Origin of the sequence: Sporolactobacillus sp. KGMB 08714 (assembly GCF_036598985.1) — a bacterium.
GTDB lineage: Bacteria > Bacillota > Bacilli > Bacillales > Sporolactobacillaceae > Sporolactobacillus.
The window spans coordinates 42,851-61,044 of the sequence record NZ_JAUUBW010000013.1 but is presented as its reverse complement, the minus strand read 5'-3'; the positions used below and the strand labels follow the sequence as shown (position 1 = coordinate 61,044).

The 18,194-nt window shown below is 46.9% G+C and carries 21 protein-coding genes; 14 read left to right on the top strand and 7 right to left on the bottom strand.

The features are described 5' to 3' along the window. Positions 1-29: 29 nt before the first annotated feature. Complete coding sequence (locus tag Q6A92_RS07935) at positions 30-1,076, top strand: threonine aldolase family protein (RefSeq protein ID WP_332237622.1); 1,047 nt, start codon at positions 30-32, stop codon at positions 1,074-1,076. Between the two features lie 147 nt (positions 1,077-1,223). Here Q6A92_RS07935 and Q6A92_RS07930 read toward each other — a convergent pair whose 3' ends face one another. After that, on the bottom strand, positions 1,224-2,480 hold the full coding sequence (locus tag Q6A92_RS07930; protein WP_274401069.1) for an MFS transporter: 1,257 nt from the start codon (positions 2,478-2,480) through the stop codon (positions 1,224-1,226). A 120-nt stretch (positions 2,481-2,600) separates the two neighbouring features. Between Q6A92_RS07930 and Q6A92_RS07925 the strand changes: the two genes are divergently transcribed. The 3 genes from Q6A92_RS07925 to Q6A92_RS07915 all read left to right on the top strand — a co-directional run bounded on the left by Q6A92_RS07925 (position 2,601) and on the right by Q6A92_RS07915 (position 5,572). Next, positions 2,601-3,560, top strand: coding sequence for a helix-turn-helix transcriptional regulator (locus Q6A92_RS07925; protein WP_332237621.1), 960 nt, complete (start codon positions 2,601-2,603; stop codon positions 3,558-3,560). Between the two features lie 723 nt (positions 3,561-4,283). Next, positions 4,284-5,009, top strand: a complete 726-nt coding sequence (locus Q6A92_RS07920) for an MBL fold metallo-hydrolase (RefSeq protein WP_274401071.1) — start codon at positions 4,284-4,286, stop codon at positions 5,007-5,009. After that, positions 5,006-5,572, top strand: coding sequence for a TetR/AcrR family transcriptional regulator (locus Q6A92_RS07915; RefSeq protein ID WP_332237619.1), 567 nt, complete (start codon positions 5,006-5,008; stop codon positions 5,570-5,572). The genes Q6A92_RS07920 and Q6A92_RS07915 overlap by 4 nt, the downstream gene beginning before the upstream one ends. 501 nt (positions 5,573-6,073) lie before the next feature. Here Q6A92_RS07915 and Q6A92_RS07910 read toward each other — a convergent pair. From Q6A92_RS07910 to Q6A92_RS07900, 3 genes are read right to left on the bottom strand one after another with little or no spacing between them, the layout of a single operon-like run. Further along, positions 6,074-6,940 carry a pentapeptide repeat-containing protein gene (locus Q6A92_RS07910; protein WP_332237617.1) on the bottom strand — a complete coding sequence of 289 codons (867 nt, stop codon included), beginning with the start codon at positions 6,938-6,940 and terminating at the stop codon, positions 6,074-6,076. 17 nt (positions 6,941-6,957) lie between these two features. After that, positions 6,958-7,485, bottom strand: a complete 528-nt coding sequence (locus Q6A92_RS07905; protein ID WP_332237615.1) for a cysteine hydrolase family protein — start codon at positions 7,483-7,485, stop codon at positions 6,958-6,960. A gap of 38 nt (positions 7,486-7,523) precedes the next feature. Beyond that, positions 7,524-8,075 carry a cysteine hydrolase family protein gene (locus Q6A92_RS07900; RefSeq protein ID WP_274401074.1) on the bottom strand — a complete coding sequence of 184 codons (552 nt, stop codon included), beginning with the start codon at positions 8,073-8,075 and terminating at the stop codon, positions 7,524-7,526. A gap of 148 nt (positions 8,076-8,223) precedes the next feature. On the opposite strand from Q6A92_RS07900, the gene Q6A92_RS20270 reads away from it, so the two are divergent. From Q6A92_RS20270 to Q6A92_RS07875, 6 genes are all read left to right on the top strand, one after another. After that, the gene (locus Q6A92_RS20270; protein ID WP_443029705.1) at positions 8,224-8,391 is read left to right on the top strand and encodes an AsnC family transcriptional regulator; all 168 of its coding nucleotides are present in this window, start codon (positions 8,224-8,226) and stop codon (positions 8,389-8,391) included. Next, the gene (locus tag Q6A92_RS07895; RefSeq protein WP_274401075.1) at positions 8,348-8,596 is read left to right on the top strand and encodes a hypothetical protein; all 249 of its coding nucleotides are present in this window, start codon (positions 8,348-8,350) and stop codon (positions 8,594-8,596) included. The genes Q6A92_RS20270 and Q6A92_RS07895 overlap by 44 nt, the downstream gene beginning before the upstream one ends. A gap of 38 nt (positions 8,597-8,634) precedes the next feature. Continuing rightward, entirely contained in the window at positions 8,635-9,078 is a 444-nt protein-coding gene (locus Q6A92_RS07890; RefSeq protein WP_274401076.1) for an aminoacyl-tRNA deacylase, read from the top strand. Between the two features lie 121 nt (positions 9,079-9,199). Further along, positions 9,200-10,093, top strand: a complete 894-nt coding sequence (locus tag Q6A92_RS07885; RefSeq protein WP_332237611.1) for a carbon-nitrogen hydrolase family protein — start codon at positions 9,200-9,202, stop codon at positions 10,091-10,093. 18 nt (positions 10,094-10,111) lie between these two features. After that, the gene (locus tag Q6A92_RS07880; RefSeq protein ID WP_332237609.1) at positions 10,112-10,480 is read left to right on the top strand and encodes a hypothetical protein; all 369 of its coding nucleotides are present in this window, start codon (positions 10,112-10,114) and stop codon (positions 10,478-10,480) included. Between the two features lie 521 nt (positions 10,481-11,001). Further along, positions 11,002-11,901: a DMT family transporter gene (locus tag Q6A92_RS07875; protein ID WP_332237608.1), complete on the top strand. Its 900-nt coding sequence runs from the start codon at positions 11,002-11,004 to the stop codon at positions 11,899-11,901. Positions 11,902-12,385: 484 nt separating this feature from the next. Here Q6A92_RS07875 and Q6A92_RS07870 read toward each other — a convergent pair whose 3' ends face one another. Continuing rightward, entirely contained in the window at positions 12,386-12,790 is a 405-nt protein-coding gene (locus Q6A92_RS07870) for a hypothetical protein (protein ID WP_332237606.1), read from the bottom strand. A 374-nt stretch (positions 12,791-13,164) separates the two neighbouring features. Here Q6A92_RS07870 and Q6A92_RS07865 point away from each other — a divergent pair, with 374 nt between their 5' ends. From Q6A92_RS07865 to Q6A92_RS07850, 4 genes are read left to right on the top strand one after another with little or no spacing between them, the layout of a single operon-like run. After that, on the top strand, positions 13,165-13,548 hold the full coding sequence (locus Q6A92_RS07865; RefSeq protein WP_274401087.1) for a GntR family transcriptional regulator: 384 nt from the start codon (positions 13,165-13,167) through the stop codon (positions 13,546-13,548). Further along, positions 13,541-14,404, top strand: a complete 864-nt coding sequence (locus tag Q6A92_RS07860) for an ABC transporter ATP-binding protein (RefSeq protein ID WP_274401088.1) — start codon at positions 13,541-13,543, stop codon at positions 14,402-14,404. The genes Q6A92_RS07865 and Q6A92_RS07860 overlap by 8 nt, the downstream gene beginning before the upstream one ends. Then, positions 14,397-16,187, top strand: coding sequence for an acyltransferase family protein (locus tag Q6A92_RS07855; RefSeq protein ID WP_274401090.1), 1,791 nt, complete (start codon positions 14,397-14,399; stop codon positions 16,185-16,187). Before Q6A92_RS07860 ends, Q6A92_RS07855 begins: the two co-directional genes overlap by 8 nt. Positions 16,188-16,226: 39 nt before the next feature. Beyond that, positions 16,227-16,415 carry a hypothetical protein gene (locus Q6A92_RS07850; RefSeq protein WP_332237603.1) on the top strand — a complete coding sequence of 63 codons (189 nt, stop codon included), beginning with the start codon at positions 16,227-16,229 and terminating at the stop codon, positions 16,413-16,415. Between the two features lie 47 nt (positions 16,416-16,462). Here Q6A92_RS07850 and Q6A92_RS07845 read toward each other — a convergent pair whose 3' ends face one another. Together Q6A92_RS07845 and Q6A92_RS07840 are read right to left on the bottom strand one after the other, a co-directional pair. Then, entirely contained in the window at positions 16,463-17,656 is a 1,194-nt protein-coding gene (locus tag Q6A92_RS07845) for a PrsW family glutamic-type intramembrane protease (protein ID WP_332237601.1), read from the bottom strand. A gap of 78 nt (positions 17,657-17,734) precedes the next feature. Further along, on the bottom strand, positions 17,735-18,127 hold the full coding sequence (locus tag Q6A92_RS07840) for a hypothetical protein (protein ID WP_332237600.1): 393 nt from the start codon (positions 18,125-18,127) through the stop codon (positions 17,735-17,737). Positions 18,128-18,194 lie beyond the last annotated feature (67 nt).

The window sequence follows — 18,194 nt, the reverse complement described above, 5'->3', positions numbered from 1 at the left end:
GGTATAAAAACCTGAGGTGGAGGCAGCGAATGTACAGCTTTAAGAATGATTACAGCGAAGGGGCACATCCAAGAATTCTCAATGCGTTAATTGAATCAAATCTGGAGCAGGAAGAGGGCTATGGGGAAGACCATTATTCATTAAAGGCGATCGATCTGCTTAAGCAGAGACTTGGGCGGCAGGATGCTGCCGTTCATCTGATCCCGGGCGGAACGCAGACGAACCTGATTGCGATATCCGCTTTTTTGCGGCCGCATGAAGCTGCCATTGCGGCAAAAACCGGCCACATCAACGTGCACGAGACCGGTGCTATTGAGGCGACGGGGCACAAAGTGCTCATCGCCGAATCGGATGAAGGCGGGAAACTGACCCCTGAAGCGGTTCAGAAGGTACTCGATGCGCATCCCGATGAGCACATGGTGAAACCAAAGCTGGTCTACATTTCCGATACGACCGAAATAGGAGCCGTCTATACGAAGAGCGAATTGGAGCAGCTAAGCGAATTTTGCCGTACACATCATCTGATTCTGTATATGGACGGCGCCAGGATCGGATCGGCACTCTGTTCAAAGGGCAACGACCTGGAACTGGCCGATCTGCCCGGGCTTCTCGACGCTTTCTATATCGGCGGCACCAAGAACGGCGCTCTGCTCGGCGAGGCCCTGATCATTTGCCGCGAGGCACTGAAAGAAGACTTCCGGTACTACATAAAGCAAAAAGGGGCACTGCTTGCCAAAGGAAGGATCCTCGGGATTCAGTTTCTCGAACTGTTCAAGGACAACCTGTTCTTTAAGCTGGCAGCGCACGCCAATCAGATGGCGGACAGACTCAGAGCCGGGCTGTTGGAAGCGCATTTTGCTTTTCTGGCAGATTCTCCGTCCAATCAGATCTTCCCGATCCTGCCCGATTCACTGATCGCCGAGCTCCAGCGCAGCTATGAATTTATTATCTGGGAAAGGGTCGATGCGGCTCACTCTGCCATTCGCCTCGTCACCTCCTGGGCAACGAAAGAAGATCAAGTCTCGGCATTTCTGGAAAATATCAAAAAAGGCCTGCAAGACGCCGGTCGAAAATAAATATCGATTGTTGGAGAAGCAGAGGCCGGGCTTTTCCGATAAAGTGATGATCCGGGGAACAATCGCTTTCCGGATTTTTTTGCTGCAATCATCCGGAGTATCTTTCGGCCTTCCGGCGATGGGGGTGATTACATAAAAATGACCGGATCAATCAGTTTTACATGCTTTGTTAATTTCAATCGGAATGATACGCTCTAAAAGAATCAGGAAGCAAGCTGAAAATACCAAAATAAGAATAAAGGTCAGAAACAGCGGAACAGCCAGATGCATATTCAATCCGGCACCTGCCAGAACAGGTCCGAGAATCGAGCCGGTCTGCCATGCGGCATTGATGACACCGTTATATCGCCCCCGGGTCTGTTCAAGAGCAAGATCGTTAGCCAGCGCAGGGAGATCTGAGAACAGAACGGTTTCTCCGACGGCAGTAATTGCAAATGAAGAGACGAGGCTCAACGAGGAAAGTTTCGGCTTCAGAAAACCGGAAATAAAGATAATGAAACATCCCACAGCGAAAAATAGTGCGGCAGCGGCTATGGCACGGGTTCTGCGTACATTTTTAATCGATTTCAGGATAAAGGCCTGTCCTAAGATGATGACAAGGCTATTCACAAAGAAAGCATCACCGATAATATGAACCGATGCATGAGCCTGATCGGTTGTCCATTGAGGGAAGGCTGTTGTTGTCAGTCCGGACATGACTATTGCGATCAATGAATAAACGAGTGACAGCCCACTAAGGACTTTATCGTTGCCCGCTTTGTCGAGACCGAAAAAATGATGAATTTGTTTTTCAGAATGGTGAACCTGTACATTTTTGAAATCGTTCATCAGCCATTTTTGTCCGGACAGAGCAAAGAGAATAAAAGTTGCCGCATCGAAAATGAAGATGGACTGAAAAGAAAAGAGAGAATAAGAATGAATGACCGTGCCGCCCAGCGCTGCGCCGAGACCCGAGCCGAGATTTTGCAAGGCAAAGGCGATGCCGAAGATGCTGCTTTTTGCTGTATCCCCGGCGGAATCAGCCAATATCACAGAGAGGGTATTCCACGATCCTGCAGCACCGGCTCCCGATAGCATACTCGCAAGAAATGCCGTCTCTTCATTCGAAGCAAAGGCAAACAGTATCCGGCCTGCGGCGTCAAGGATCAACGTGCAAAGGAAAACGCGTTTTATGCCGGCCCGATCGGCCAGGATTCCCGATAACGGCACAGCTATAACGCCTGCAAGACCGCCTGAACCGACGATCATACCGGAAAGTGACAGCGGAATGTCCCGTAATTGATGCAGATAAAGAATGAGATAAGGCTCGGTCATCCCCGTCCCAAACAGAGAAAGAGTATACCCCGATAGAATCTGCCACGTCCCTTTTTCAAAAGGGAGAAGAGCGCGCTTTGACCTGAACAATCTATGGTCTTCCTTTCTTTTTATTTTAACTGTCTGAGTTCCATCTTAATGAAAAATCCTGACATCTTCTGTCATCTATTAGTGTTATACTTATAAAAAAACAGAACAGGGCGGGATTCCATGCGTGCGGACAGATTGTTGTCGATTCTTTTGTCTCTGCGGGCCGGGGGTGTGACATCTGCAAAAACATTGGCGGAAAAACTGGAGGTTTCGGAACGCACGATTTACAGAGATATCGATGCTCTGAGTTTCTCGGGATTTCCAGTCTATGCCGTGCGGGGAGTGCAGGGCGGTTATGCTTTAGACAAACATTTTCGTATGGATCTAACGGATGTTACTTTGTCGGAAGTAAAAAATCTGCTCATTGTCCGATCGCCGCGCCCTCTTTCTGATCTTGGATTCGGCTCAAATCAACGAACGATTCATAAATTAATCATGAATCTCCCCGGCTCCCGCCGGGCGGAGATCAACCAATTCAGCAAACGGATTTATCTTGATTCTGCCTGCTGGTTCGGCATACATGATAAGGTCCCCTGCTTAACGGCGATAGAGTCGGCCATGAAGAGGAATCTGCAGATTCATATTGATTATCAAAAAGGGAATGGGAAAATCATCTCAAGAGAAATCGCTCCCTATGGTCTGGCTGCGAAAACAGATTCCTGGTACCTGATCGCCAAACATGAAAATGTATTGAGGGTCTACCGCGTGTCCAGAGTCCAGAATGTAAAACCAACCGGACAATCATTCCTTTTTCCAAAGGACTTTAATGTTGCCCGGTTTTGGAAGGACTGGTGCCGCAAGTTTGAAGAGAGCCGGCCGATCTATTCGGTTATTTTGCGGATGAATCCGGAAAATGTGCCGGAATTGCAGATAAATAAAAGCAGAATTCAAGACTTGAATCAAGGGGAACGGTCGCTCTTCAGGATACAATTTGAAACGTTCAAACAGGCAGAACGGGAAATATTAAGCCTGGGCCCAAAGGCTGAAGTGATACAACCGGCCGATTTACGTGAGAGGATCCGGGAGAAAATCTTACAGTCGGCAGAAATATATCGAGAAAAGGCTGCTGATCGAAAGTAGGCAAATTCAATCGGTGAAAGCTAAGTTTTATTCTTGAGGCATCTAATAAACGGTGCTTCCTGTATCATCTTTTCATAAATCCACGACAACAAATTAAAATAAGAACCTTTCTAACGTTCGAAACCAAGGGTGATCTCAATAACGGTAATGGGTTTCGATAGAGTGTACCGATTATTCACACTTATTAATTTTCAGAAGTTGACTGCAGATTTCCCACCCTTCAGGGACGATTCCTGACAGCTTACTGATTCTTTAACTGTAACTGTTGATATTGAACAGTTCACTGACGATTTTTTCGACTTTGCTGATGATATGCCGACGTGACTGCCGATTTTCAGCACCGTTCATGTGAATCTGCGGCAAACCGAAGAAAAACATCGGGCGCTCTCGAATTTTGCACCTGTCCGCGCATGATATCGCCTTTCAGACCGCTTGCACAAATGTTTTGCCCTTCAAAAGCATAGAGATTGCCTTTCAGAGGAGGGCATGACGCATTCATGCCACGACTGGCTAGATGAACTGAGAATTTTTCATCTAAATTGTATTTCGTTTATTGATTTCGGGCTGTTTACGGCTTTTTGAAAGTGGAAATCAGTGTTGTGCATGATTGATCACCGACCCGGTGTCGATTTTCAGGTGAGCTCCCAGACTAACAAACTTATTTACATAACTAATATTATTATCTATAATACTAATGAGAATAGCGAAAGGGAGTCTTGTACAATGAAAATTACGCAGGAAGGTTCCGTTTATCAGCTTACTTTCTTTCCGTCCTGGTTTCCTGTCAATTGTTATTTAGTGGATGAGGGGAATGGATTGACGCTCATCGATGCCGCCTTGCCGTTTAGCTATAAAGGAATCCTGAAGGCTGCAGAAAATATCGGCAAACCGATCACGAGGATTCTGCTGACACATGCGCACAGCGATCATATCGGATCCCTGGACAGACTTAAAAAACTGCTCCCTGACTGCGAAGTGGTGATTTCCGCGCGGGATGCGAAACTGCTGAGAGGCGACGCGGCATTGGAGGCGGATGAACCGCAGACGCCTGTCAAAGGCGGCGTACCGAAACCGGGTCAGATTGAAACGACTCCCGATACTCTCGTTTCCGAAGGCGATATTGTCGGATCTTTTCAAGTCATTGCATCCCCAGGGCATACGCCCGGACACATCGCCCTCTACAATGAAAAAACGAAAGCGCTGATTGCCGGCGATGCCTTTCAGGTAAGGGGAGGGGTCGCTGTTTCAGGAAATCTAAGGCCCCTGTTTCCTTTCCCGGCCTGGGCTACCTGGAATAAAGAAGTTGCTGTTCAAAGTGCGTTGAAACTAAAAAAATTGTCTCCAAGCTTATTAGCTGTCGGGCACGGAAAACTGCTGCATCATCCTGAAAAAATCATGGCGCGCGCCATTCAGCAGGCTGAAAAAGCTTTGAAAGGGGGAACGAAATGAGAGAAAAGGTTACTAGGCAAACGATTCTCCAAGTCAGCGAGGAAATCGTCAATCAAGAAGGGTATGAAAACCTGACGCTCGCAAAAGTGGCAAAGGCATTGGAAATTAAGACGCCGTCACTGTACAATCATATTTCGAGCCTGAACGATCTGCGAAAAGCCCTGACCCTGCGTGCTCTGAAACGGTTTAATCATCAGATCATGACCGCAGCCGTCGGCAGGTCGGGCGAGGAAGCGCTGAAAGCCATCGGCTTCGCGTACATTCACTTTATGAAAGATAATCCCGGATTATATGGGACGACCTTAAACATGCTTGATTCACAGGATACGGAAATCGATCAAGCGGGTTCGGACGTCATCGCCATTATTCTGCGGGTGCTGGAGCCGTATCATCTGAGTAAAGAGCAGGCGATTCATTTCGTCAGAGGACTGCGTGCGCTGTCACACGGTTTTGGGACACTTGAGAGACAGGGCGGGTTCAATATCGACGTGCCTCTCGATCAATCGATTTCCATCGCCTTTGATATCTTTATAAAAGGCATGGTTGCGCTGTCGAAGGTGTAAATGGAGGCAGAGCGGAAAAAAGAAAAAACATGGTCGGTGGATCTATCGCTGCTGATAATTGCCATGGCCCGGGATTTCAGCTGGTCAGACCGGCCGAAATATATGCTGACGTTCTTTCTCGCGCTATTATCTCTTAACGGAATCGAAGAAAAACCGGCATCTATATTTTGAAGGCTGAAAAAGTTCAGGATCACTTTGCAAATTGGAAAGAAATAATGCCGGTTCGGGCCGGAATGACCCATCGTGGAAATTTCCAATGAACAGTCTGTTCATGTCCCTTTACTGAATTCCCGTATTTTCAGACGTTCCGTTCTCTGTAGATTGTTTTTGTCATACTTGTTCCCGATAATAACGGCTGAGAAAAGCCCCGAATAGAAAGAGCATGTTTCAAAAAATGGATTGAAGCATGCTCTTTTATTGATGGTCGGACCTTTCTATTATATATAAAAGTGGAACATTTTTATTTTTCTTGTTCAAATCGACTGTTTTTAGTCTCCTTTTTTATTTCCCTAAAACAGACCAATGTTGCGGGCGGGCAAGCCGGTGCGGCAGTTCAGTGTGTACATCGCCTTCAGCCGAATTGATCTGCGCCTGGGTAAGAAAGATACTGCCGCTGAGATCGGCACCGCTGAGGTCGGCGTCTCGTAAATCGGCACCGATGAAATCGGCCGCCCGCAAATCGGCGCCCCGGAGATCGGCGGCGATAAGACAGGCGCCTCTTAAGTCGGCTCCTTTGAGATCGGCCCCTCTAAGCTGTGCGCCGATAAGATCGGCACCGCGCCGGTTGATTCGTTTATTTTTCAGCTGCCGGCATGACTTCGCCCATACGCGTTCGCTTGTTTCTAAAAGCAGAGTGTTAATTTTTGACCGGTGAGCGGGAACGTCGAGTTTCAGGAGCGAATCGGGATTCAGCTGAGCCAATTGCTGCGTTTCATCGAGTGCGAGGCGAAGTTCTCCATGAAGCGGCAGCGATGTTTTTAAGGCAAGAGCTTCCGTCAGATAGCGGAGCATCTCGTGAAGCTGCAGCATAACCGGAAATACATCGAACATTCTCCCGGCTGTTTTCTGATTGTCATGCCAATCGATCCCTTTGAATGTAATTTGAGAAACCTGTTGTCCGGCACCGAAACAATCGAAAGCGGTACATCCTTTAAACCCCTTATGTCTGAGATCTTTATGGATGCTGCAGCGAAAGTCCGTCTGCAGATTCGGGCAGGGCTTGCCGGACTTTTTTTCAATCGCGAAATCCGCTGATGCCGCGAAAGACAGTGCGACACAGCACAGGCCGAAGCAGTGCCTGCAGTCGGGGCGCAGGCTGCCGCCGCTTCTATCACGTCTGCAATTTGGCTCATCATCATTCTCAAACAATGGGTGCTGCTCCCTTTTTACAAATTAATATCGCCGTCGGCCAGGGTCAGAAACCGATGGTTCCAGACAGATTCATGATGGGCGATGATCTCCTGCGCTTTCAGAACGGAACTGTCCAGGGTACTGTGCGTGTGCCGAAATAACCTGTTATGCTGCAAGCCCAGGCTGTATGCCGCCCGGATGGTCGTATCCAGGCAGAATTCGGTCTGCGCGCCTGCGAAAGTTAACCGGTCGATTTTATTTTTCTGTAAATAGTTCAGAAGATCCGTCCGGTAAAATGCATCCCAGCTCGTTTTTCTGATCACGGGGTCCGATTCCGACCGGTTTAAATTCTGATGGAGCTGCCAGCCGGGTGTCCCTTCAAAGAGTTCATCGTCGGGATCCTGGCTTGTGTGCTGGATAAAGATCACCGGGACATCCTGGTCGTGGGCCTGATCGATTAAGCAATTGATATTTTTCAGTACACGTTCTTTTTCATACAGATCGTTTTCCGGGCTATTAAAAAAGACTTCCTGCATGTCGATGACAATCAATGCCTGTTTCATATAGCCGGTACCTCCCTAGTTTTATCAGGTAAAACCGCTTATTTACAACAGTAGGCTGCTGCCGATTCCACTTCGGAAAAACCGGATAAAGCTGAAAGGAAAGCGTTCTGCACATCCGCCGCGGATACTGTGGATCGGCCGAACGAAAGATCGCGCGTCGCGCACGCGTCGGAAATCAGTTTGACTGGATAGCCCAGTTCTTTAGCCTGCCGCGTCGTCGAATCGATACACATATGAGTCATCATACCACAGATGACCAGCCGATTGACTCCCTGCTCCTGTAATTTTTCCTGAAGGACTGTTTGTAGAAAGCTGTTTGGATAGGCTTTTTCAATAATATACGCATGCGGACCGGATAAGAAAGGGTCCAATGACGCATGGAACCGGGCGCCGTCTGTGTCCGCCAGAAAGAAGGCGGCATCTTTTGAACGGCTGATATGCCGGATAAAAAAGACGGGACGATCTTCGCTATTAAATTTTTTTATTAAGAGAAGAATATTTGCCAGTGCTTTTTCCGGCTGATGGAGCGGATAGGCTCCGCCTTCAAAATAATCATTCTGTACATCGATAATGATTAGCGCTTCCTGCATGGATGGCCCTCCCTTGTATTGCTTATCCTTAATGATAGCGATTGATAGACGGAAAAAGAAGATGCTGATGAAAAAAGATTCTGCGGAATCACTTTCACAATGGAAGGATGATCGGATTTGGATGCGATCGATAAAAAAATAGTCGGGAATAAAAGAAAACAGCCGTTTGACCTGGAAAGAACTTGGCGAAAGGGTGCATTTGACCGGTCAGGCAGTTAGGGCACGCGTCGAACGGCTCGTTGAGGGAAAGAAGATCCGGAGGTTCACGATGCATGACGAAACAGCATTTATCACGATGTATGGGTTCTCAGAATGACGGCATTTTTGAAAGCACAATGGCCGCCGATCCGTATGTCGAATCGCTGTACATAATTTCTGGAGACGGATGCTGCCTGCTGGCCGTGCATTTTTCACCCGGTGAACCGGACCATTTTTGCAAAAAGTTGTTGAACTATGGACGCTGCAAGGTTAACATTTCCATAAAGCAAGTCAAGCAGGTTGAAGCTGACCGCTGGTGGTGAACGGAATAAGAAGCTTATTCAGACCGGGGAGGCGCAGAATGAATTTAGCAGAGATTTTGAAAGACACGCAATATAGATATGAAATCATTCAACATGAGAAGCCCATCCTGACTCGGGAAGAAGGCTCGGATTTTTTGGGTATTGAAGTCGGCCAGACGGCTCCGACGCTGATTCTTAAAACAGATCAAGGATTTTTAGGAGCCATTATTTCGGGAAGCCGCGAAAAAATCAATTTTGATAAATTGGCTGATCTGCTGAATTACAGTAAGGTAGAATTAGCATCTCCGAAGGAAGTTCGGAAAACAACGGGATTTGATGTTGGGAGTGTTGCCCTGATAGGGTTCGGTTTACCTTGTGTGGCAGACAGGCGTCTGTTCGGCTATGACTTTATTTATGGCGGAACAGGGCAATCAACGTCTACATTAAAAATCGAGCCGCAGGCTTTAACTGAACTAAATCAAGTGCTTCTGATGTTTGATTAAGAGGCAGAAAATTATTCATCCGTCCGCAAGCGGCCTATAGCAAGTGATAGGTACAGGCTAAATGGCTTTCAGTAACAAAATCCAAAGAATAATTGACAGGATATGAGGGGGGCAGGGCCTAGTGGATTCATTCAGAATAGCGATTGTACAAAGTAAACGCGATCCCTATAATTGCCGGCTGAACACAGAAAAAGGGTTAAAGATCGTCAGGGAAGCAAAACGGCGCGAAGCAGACATTGTCTTGTTTCCCGAATGCTGGATTACAGGCTATGAATTTCCCGATTTTGATAAAGACCTGCCGTTGAAAGAAATCGAGAGAATGCCAGAATATCAGCAATGGTTTTCCCGCTCTTTGGATGAGGGAAGCCCGTATATCCGCAGATTTTGCGAACTTGCGAAAGACCTGCAGATAGGTGTTGTGATTACCGGATTCACACGGGGCCGTTCAAGACCGCAAAATTCCGCTTTCGTCATCAATAGGAATGGGAAAATCATCCTGAAATACAGCAAAGTACATACGTGTGATTTTGCGGGTGAAAGGCTGCTGGAAAGCGGCAGTGACTTTAAGGTCTGCGACTTCGACGGCGTAAAAATCGGGATCATGATCTGCTATGACAGAGAGTACCCTGAAAGTGCAAGAATCCTCATGTTGAAAGGCGCTGAGCTGATCTTGGTGCCGAATGACTGCGGGGCGATGTTTCCGCGGGTACAGGCCTTGTCAACGAGGGCGTATGAAAATATGACGGGTGTCGCGATGGCCAATCCGCCCGGAGAAAACGCGGGCTGTTCCTGTGCATTCAGTCCGATTGTCTGGGATGAAAAGGGCTTGCCCGTCGATAACAGGATCGTGCTGGCGGACGGCATGACCGAAGCTGTTTACATTGCCGAATACGATCTTAGACGGTTAAGAAACTATCGCAGCCATGAAATGATGGGAAATACATTCCGTAAAGTGGAAGCGTATGCTGAATTGCTCAATGACGAAATAAAAGAGCCGTTTATACGGAAAATTTGATGCTGCTTCAAGTTTCCCATGCAGCCATTTCCACAGCATATCATAAGCACGAAAGAGGAAGAGCTGCCATCAAATCTGGATGCACCACTTTACAAGGAAGAGTCACCATCAAATCTGGATGCATCAATTTACAAAGAGGAGTCACCATCAAGTTTTGGCGTACCACTTTACAAGGAAGAGTCACCATCAAATCTGGGCGTGCCACTTTACAAGGAAGAGTCACCATCAAATCTGGATGCACCACTTCACAAAGAAGAGTCACCATCAAGTTTTGGCGTACCACTTTACAAAGAAGAGTTACCATCAAATCTGGATGCATCACTTTACAAGATACTGTTACGTACACATCTGTACGATGAAGATTTCACGCTCTTAATCAATCGCTAAGGAGATGACTAGAATGCCAAAGGGTTTTTTAATGGCTTTCAGGATAATTACAGTTATATGCTTAATTTTATCTCTTAAAGTATTTCCTGACAGTGAGTGGATGTCACTTGTCCTTGTAATCCTATTCTTTGTCAGTTTTTTCATCGATAAATTCAAAACAAAGGATGAAACAGATAAAAAAATAAAAGTCAGCCTCCGCATAAAGCGCAGCTGATTTTTTGACGATATATCACATACTTTTTTAAGTCCATATTCCAATACGTCATTGCTTCAATTCGCTGTTTTCGTCACAGGCAAAGGAGTTTTCCGGTTGCCTCTTGTGTTCACCGCGAAAGAGCTGCCGCTCATTCAGAACCTGTAAAACGCCATAAGGAGATCATTCCGGAATTTCTATTTTACTGATGCTGCCGGGCTGTCTATAATGAGGTTTACAGAGAAAAAAGGCGGAATGTTCTTTTTTATTCGGGACAGAAGCGATCCGCCTTATTTTATCGCTTGATCTTAAAAGAGGTCTGTTTGCCATGAATAAATCTGCGTTTATTAAGTTGAGTATTGCCATGGTGATTTTCGGCTCAATCGGCTTCTTCTCGCGGATGACCGGACTCCCGTCATTGGAGCTCGTCTTCGTCCGCTGCGTCAGCGCGTCTGTTTTTCTTGCCGTCTACTGGCTGGCCAGCGGACAATACAAGAAGGAAACGTGGCAGCTCAGGGAGCTGGCTGCAATTGCCGGCGGCGGGGTGCTGCTTGTTCTCAACTGGATATTATTCTTTGCTTCATTTGAAAAAACATCGATCACGGTTGCCATTTCAATCTACAATCTGGCTCCGGTTATTGTCCTGATCATCGGCTGGATTTTTTTCAAAGAGCGCGCCAAGCTGCTCGGCATCGCGGCAGTTATCCTGGCTTTTATCGGTACGATTCTCGTTTCAGGCCTCAATCCTGAAACTCTGCATCATGGACTGTCTGAAGGACCGTTTTATGCGCTGATGGCAGCATGCCTCTATGCATCCGTAATCATTGCCGGAAAATATATAAAACAGGCGAGCCCTTATTTGGTGACCCTGATCCAGACTCTTGTCGGCGTGATCATGCTGCTGCCTTTTATCCGTTTTTCCTACTATGCCCACTTAACCGCGGTCAACTGGTTTTACAGCGTGTTCACGGGTGTCGTGCATACCGGCTTTGTCTATCTGCTCTTCTACGGAAGCATCCGCCTGCTTCCGACACCCACTATCGCGGCACTTCTCTATCTGGATCCGCTCGTTGCCATCCTGCTCGACGTGTTCGTAACCGGTTTTATACCGACGTATCTGCAAATTGCCGGCATTCTGCTGATTTTCATCGCTGTGTCCTATACGTCCCTGCAAAAATCTGGACCGGCGGATTCTCAAACCGAAAAACCATGTCGGGCTTCATCATGATTTCATGAAATGGAATTTGATTCTAATCATATTTTTTACGGAAATCCGGCGTTTCAAAAAAGATCTCATAAAATAAGGCCGGGGCCCAAATTTTTAAGTGCATCCCTTTAACTCATGAATAGAACCGACTATGAAGTGAATTCATTAACAACCTTTTGGCCGGCCGATAGCCTGCTACTAGCGTCGGCACCGACCGATAACCTGGCCGCATCGATCGATAAACAGCCGTAGCTGACCGATAACTCAGCCGCACCGACCGATAAAGCTCTTCAAATGATCGATAAAGATCCTAAGTAATTTATCGGCAGTCAGGAAAACGGCGGTTGAGATGGCATCAGGTCGGCCGCAATTAAATAAGAAACATATATTCGGAAAAAATGAAAAAAAGGGAAATGAATCCTGTCGGGATCAGATTCATCTCCCTTTTTATCCTGGTCATATGTTTCGTCAATAAAAATAGCGGGCACAGATTCATTGAATTCGTTTAATCGTGAGCCGTTTTGCTCGGATCAATTTGTTTTTTCCTTTTTTTAAAGTTATTTCTTCCGATAATGCCGGTCAGTACCAAGGCGATGATTGCCAGGATCAGGCCTGCCACATCAACGGCCAGTCCGAACGGGCCGCTTTGAAAATTTCTTGCTCCCCCCATTTCACCAAACGCGCGTCCTCCGCCTTGAAAGTTGCTGCTGCCGGACTGAGAAGCATTGGATCCCGAAGTGGAGTTTCCGGAATTTGAAAAGGTATTCGGCATATTCTGCGAAAAAGTCCCGGACTGAAAGGACCTCTGACTTCTTTGGTAGTACGTATAAAGGCCATAACCTGATTCAATCAATAAGACAATAGAAACAAGGATGCCAACCCAGAAATTGAATTGTTTCACACGTTCCACGTTAAGCTGTCTCCTTTCATATTTTTAAGAGTCCACTTACGCAAGTATAGGTGCCAATTCTTAAAGAATGATTAATACCTTCAAAAAGTCAGTGAAGTGACCGGTTTTCGAAACGGTGTAATTTCAGGACGATCGTTGTACAGGGCGGGCCAGATCTCCGGACCGAGCACGATCGTCCACTATGATAGATGAAAGGTCTTTTGCTGTAAAAATTTTTTGTTGGATGCAAATCCTGCTTGGAATCATTTACAAATCATTTTTTAGTAGATCGAAAATCTGCTGCTGCAGGAATTATATTGACGTATGGTGTTTATACTGATAATATCGAATATGATCAGTAAGCTAAATATTATCCTATTTGGAGCGATTTATATTTGCGTATTATTATTACAAATACATCAGGAAAGCCTATTTATGAGCAGATAGAAGAACAGATCAAAGAGGCGATCTTCAGTGATGAAGTGAAAGAAGGCGATGCGCTGCCTTCGATCCGTCAGCTTGCGAGAGAGCTGAAAATCAGTGTGATCACCACGACCAGAGCCTACACGGATCTGGAGCAGGAAGGATTCATTGCGATCCAGCAGGGCAGGGGCTGTTTTGTGTTGCCCAAAGATAGCGAGCTCGTACGGGAGCAGTTGCTGCGCAAGATTGAGGAAAGTTTTGGGGCGGCTGTAAAGGCGGGCAGAATTGCAAAGTTATCGCGGCAAGAGCTGATGGATATGCTTCAATTTATCATGGAGGAAAGCCATTATGAATAATGCTCTGGAAGTATCTAATTTGCGTAAAGAATTTAGGGATTTTACTTTAAATAATGTCTCTTTTTCCCTGCCGATGGGCTATATCATGGGATTTGTCGGACAAAACGGAGCCGGCAAGACCACTGCGATTAGCCTGATCCTGAATATGACCGGGCGGGATGGCGGTGAAGTCAAAATATTCGGCCTTGATAATATCAGGGATGAGAAAAAGATTAAGCAGGATATCGCCGTCGTATTTGATGATATCTATTTTGTTGACAGTTGGAGAGTCCGGGAAGTTGAAAAAGCCCTCAAAAATTTTTACAACGGCTGGAGCAGCGAGTTATACAGCCGCTATATAAAGAACTTCAATCTTCCCGTCAATAAAAGGGTGAAGGAATTATCCCGCGGCATGAAAATGAAGCTGATGCTCGCGGTCGCCATGTCGCACGGGGCAAAGCTGCTGATTCTCGATGAACCGACGAGTGGGCTTGACCCGGTCGCCCGTGATGAACTGCTCGAAATATTGGGCGCCTATATTGAAGACGGCAAAAAGAGCATCCTTTTTTCAACCCACATTACGTCGGATCTCGAAAGAATTGCCGATTATATTACAGTGATTGATCACGGGAACATCTTCTATACCGGGACGAAGGATGATCTGCTCGAAGGCTACAGTATCGTCAAAGGCGGCCCTAATGACCTGTCCGGACCGCTGCAGAAAAAGTTAATCGGGCTCTCGAAGACCAGCACGGGTTTTTCAGGTTTAATCCGTTCTTCGGAAAAAGGCCTGGTATCTTCAGAAATGATTACAGAACAGCCTTCTATAGACGAAATTCTGGTATTCATCAGCAAGGGAGGCGTGCGGTATGAGTGACGTATTAAAATCAGTCAGGCTCGATTACTACATTCTGAAATCATCTTACAAGGCATTTGTTCCGCTTTATGTTATTGCGGCAGTGATCGGCATGCTGACGCGCAAACCGGCTATAACGATTGCGGTTGTCATGATCATCACGGCGCCCTTTATCGGCACATATTTCTCACTGTATGAAAAAAACAATCTTAACCGGCTTTATGGAATTCTGCCATTGGGTAAACTCGAAACTGTGGCCGGCAGATATCTGTATGCTTTGCTTCTTGGTGTTGTCAGCGGCATCATTGCAGGAATTCTGGCAACTGTTTTTTCGTTGTTTACGGGAAATGTAATGAGTTATCTCGATTATTTGGATTATTTATCTTTGTCTTTCCTCGGCTTTTGCCTGTTTATCAGCATCGTGTTTCCAATATATTTTAAATTTCCCTTTTCAAAAGTTTACATTTTGGCCAATCTGCCGCTCTATCTCTGCGGTGTGATTGGCCTTTTTATCATAAGAAAGACAAACTTTTTAAAATACGTGGGACTGATTGTTTACTATTTCTCGTCTCATCAATATATGATCTGGATATTGGGATTCGGCCTGGGGCTGGGGCTGCTTTTTATCTCGTTCCTTTTATCCTATGCTGTAAGCAGCGAAATACAGAAGACGGATCTGCCGGCCGGCAAGCCGGGCAGGCGTCTGTTTTTTGCCGACAACCTGCGTACGGCGCTGATTGTCCTTGTGATTTTGCATCATTTATCTGTCATCTATGCGGCAAACACACCTTTCTACTATTTGGAGCCTTCAAAAGATATTACGGCAATCGTTCTATTAATTTTATTCCAGTTATTCAATCAAGCCTATTTTATGGGGTTCTTCTTTCTCCTCTCGGGTTATTTTACACCGGGCTCTTTTGACCGGAAAGGGCCTGTTTCCTTCCTGAAAAACAGGCTTCTCCGTCTCGGCATTCCGATCATTGTTTTCGCCTTTGTCCTCAATCCGCTGACATCCATTCGGATTTATCAAAAGCCGGTGTCGCTCACCCACATGGCGATGCCGTTTACCTGGGATCAATATTTCAGCCGGGTCAGGATGGGGCCGGTATGGTTCCTGGTCATGCTGCTCGTTTTCGACCTGTGCTACTGGCTGTGGCGGCTTGCAACAAAGAATCGTGAGAAAAAGACGGCTGCTGGAAACGATTCTCTGCTTACATTTCGTACCATGGTTATCTTTATTCTTGCATTGGCGCTGGCCAGCTACTTCATACGGATCGTGCTTCCGTTCAGCAAATATGTCCTTGGTTTCCCCTCACTCGCTTATCTCCCGCAATACATCAGTTTCTTTCTGATTGGGATTGCGGCCGATCGGCGGAACTGGCTGCGTAAAATTTCCGACCCGCTCGGCGCGCTGGGATTTGTATTGGCAGCAATCGCGACACTCACCCTGTTCCCCGGTGCGATCATCGGTTCCGGCGCCGCTTATCTTGGCGGCGGAACATGGCAGTCGGCTATTTATGCACTTTGGGATTCGATCTTTTCGGTTGGAGTCTGCCTTGCCGCCCTGACATTTTTCCGCCGTTTCTTCGATCATCAAAATAAACTCAGCCGGTTTTTGTCTCAGCACTCATTTACCGTTTATATTATTCATGCGCCGGTCATTGTCTTCCTTGCCCTCGCACTGCGCGGCGTACAAATTGAGCAGCTGTTAAAATTCGGGCTGATGGCTGTTGTCGGCGTCCCGCTCTGCTTTGGAGTTGCATATCTCGTGCGAAAAATACCGTATGCGAAAAGGATTCTTTAAATTATATGTATAGGATTCATCTGAAACGGGTGGAGTAAAATGATAAAAGATACCCACCGTAAATGGAAAAATGCAATTGAAAAAATTTTATTGCAAGGCATTAATATTCGCCGCAGGAAATCGACTGATGGCGTAAAGAGCAGTCTCAGTCGCATCGGTACGTTTACAAGAACGGTGCATGTCATGATTTCGGATCTGCGCTCAATTCTGCGCATCCGGGAATCGTGATTTTATCGCTGCCTGATTGGGCGCGTGCTTTTTAAAATCTTTCATATCTACTCACCGTTTTCGGAAGCTGCCCTGACGATCCGGGTCACCTGACGCAGTCCGCTGTTGATCAGCACGAGAACAAAGAGCCAGCCGATGCAGATCAGGACGGCCGGTTTCAGGACGGGCGAGTTGAAGACCGGCATATCCCAGACAGCATGGAGGGCGACAGCTACGGCGAAGAATTTAAGAAAGCGCGGCTGTTTCAGCATTCCGACGCTGAACGGCCGCTCCTGCTTAACAATGACGAGCGCCGCACCGGCGATGGCTGTCCAAATCGTGTGAGTACCGACGCTGGTCCAGGCGCGGTTAAAGATCACTTCCAGAAATGTTCCGTCCTGAAGCGCTCTAAGAGCGTATCCGGCGGATTCAAAAGCGGCAAACCCGGCGCCGATAACGGCACCGATCAGCAGCCCGTTCAAGATAAATTTTACATCCATCCGGCTGACAAACCAGGCGACAATCAGCAGTTTCCCGGTTTCTTCGATCAGGCCGATTTCCAAGGCGCTCGTTACGGTAATCTGGTTGAATGACACCGTGCTGTAGAGAAAAAGTGTAACGAGAATTGCAGCCGCTCCTCCGATGAAGAACATCCGGACAACGCTGAAAATACTGATGTTTCGCGGTGCGTTGGTTTCGAAGAAAAAAATGACCAGTGAAAACGGAACGGCGAAGGATCCGGCAAAGATCAGACCGGCGAGAGAAAAATAATTTCCCAAATACGCTGCAAAATAAAGCAGCGCATAGACGAGCAAAAATACCATCAAAACTCTGAAAAACAGCCACGGTTTCGGCCATTCCGAAGATATATCTTTTATATCAGGCGTTGTCTTAGCCGTTCCGACAATAAAAATCTGTTCACTTTCTTTTTTACTGTGCTTTTTCAAGACTTCTGAGAAGATGTCTCCGAGGCTCAGTTTGACCGGGCCTTCATCTCCGGCCATCGCACTGATTTTCTCCGCGGCGCTGCCGACAAAGCTTCTCGTTTCCCGCACGGTCTGCCGGGCTGCCTCTTTATTTCTCTCATTTTCAAACAGTTCCTGAAGCGGCGAATCTTTGAAAATCACCCATTCCGTCATGCCCCGCCCGATCACAGGCGTTTCTCGGCCAATCTGCTTCGCCTCAGCCATTCTGAGCATTTCTGCAACCGGAAAGGGTCCGTAAGTTTCCCGGCCCTCCGCATAAAACCATTGCGTCTCCAAACGCTCCATCCCCTAAAATGTCCACCTTAACTATCTATAATTATACAATATTTTGAAACTATCGAGGGAACACGTGCTTCAGGCCGACCAATCAGAAAAACCGAACATCTGAAAAAGGATGATCCATCGGGTGCGACAATTCGAACGTGCTGCCACGTTCGGCAAATTTGATCGGGTGATAATTGAAACGATAAAAAACCCGGCGCCGACCGAAAAACCATGAGCGCCGACCGATAAATCGTCGGCATTGACCGAAAAACTGTTGCTGCCGACCGAAAAATTACTCGCAATTGATAAACTCAGCGCATTGACCGATAAATCGTTGACATTGACCGAAAAACTGTTGCTGCCGACCGATAAATCGTTGACATTGACCGAAAAACTAGTGCCGCCGACCGAAAACTTGCCTGCAATTGATAAACTCAGCGCAGTGACCGATAACTTGCTGGCACCGATCGATAAATGTTGCAAGCGGCGATCACCGCTGCATCCTTCAGGCACGCGTCAATCCGTGAGCAACGGGTTGGAAAATCAAATC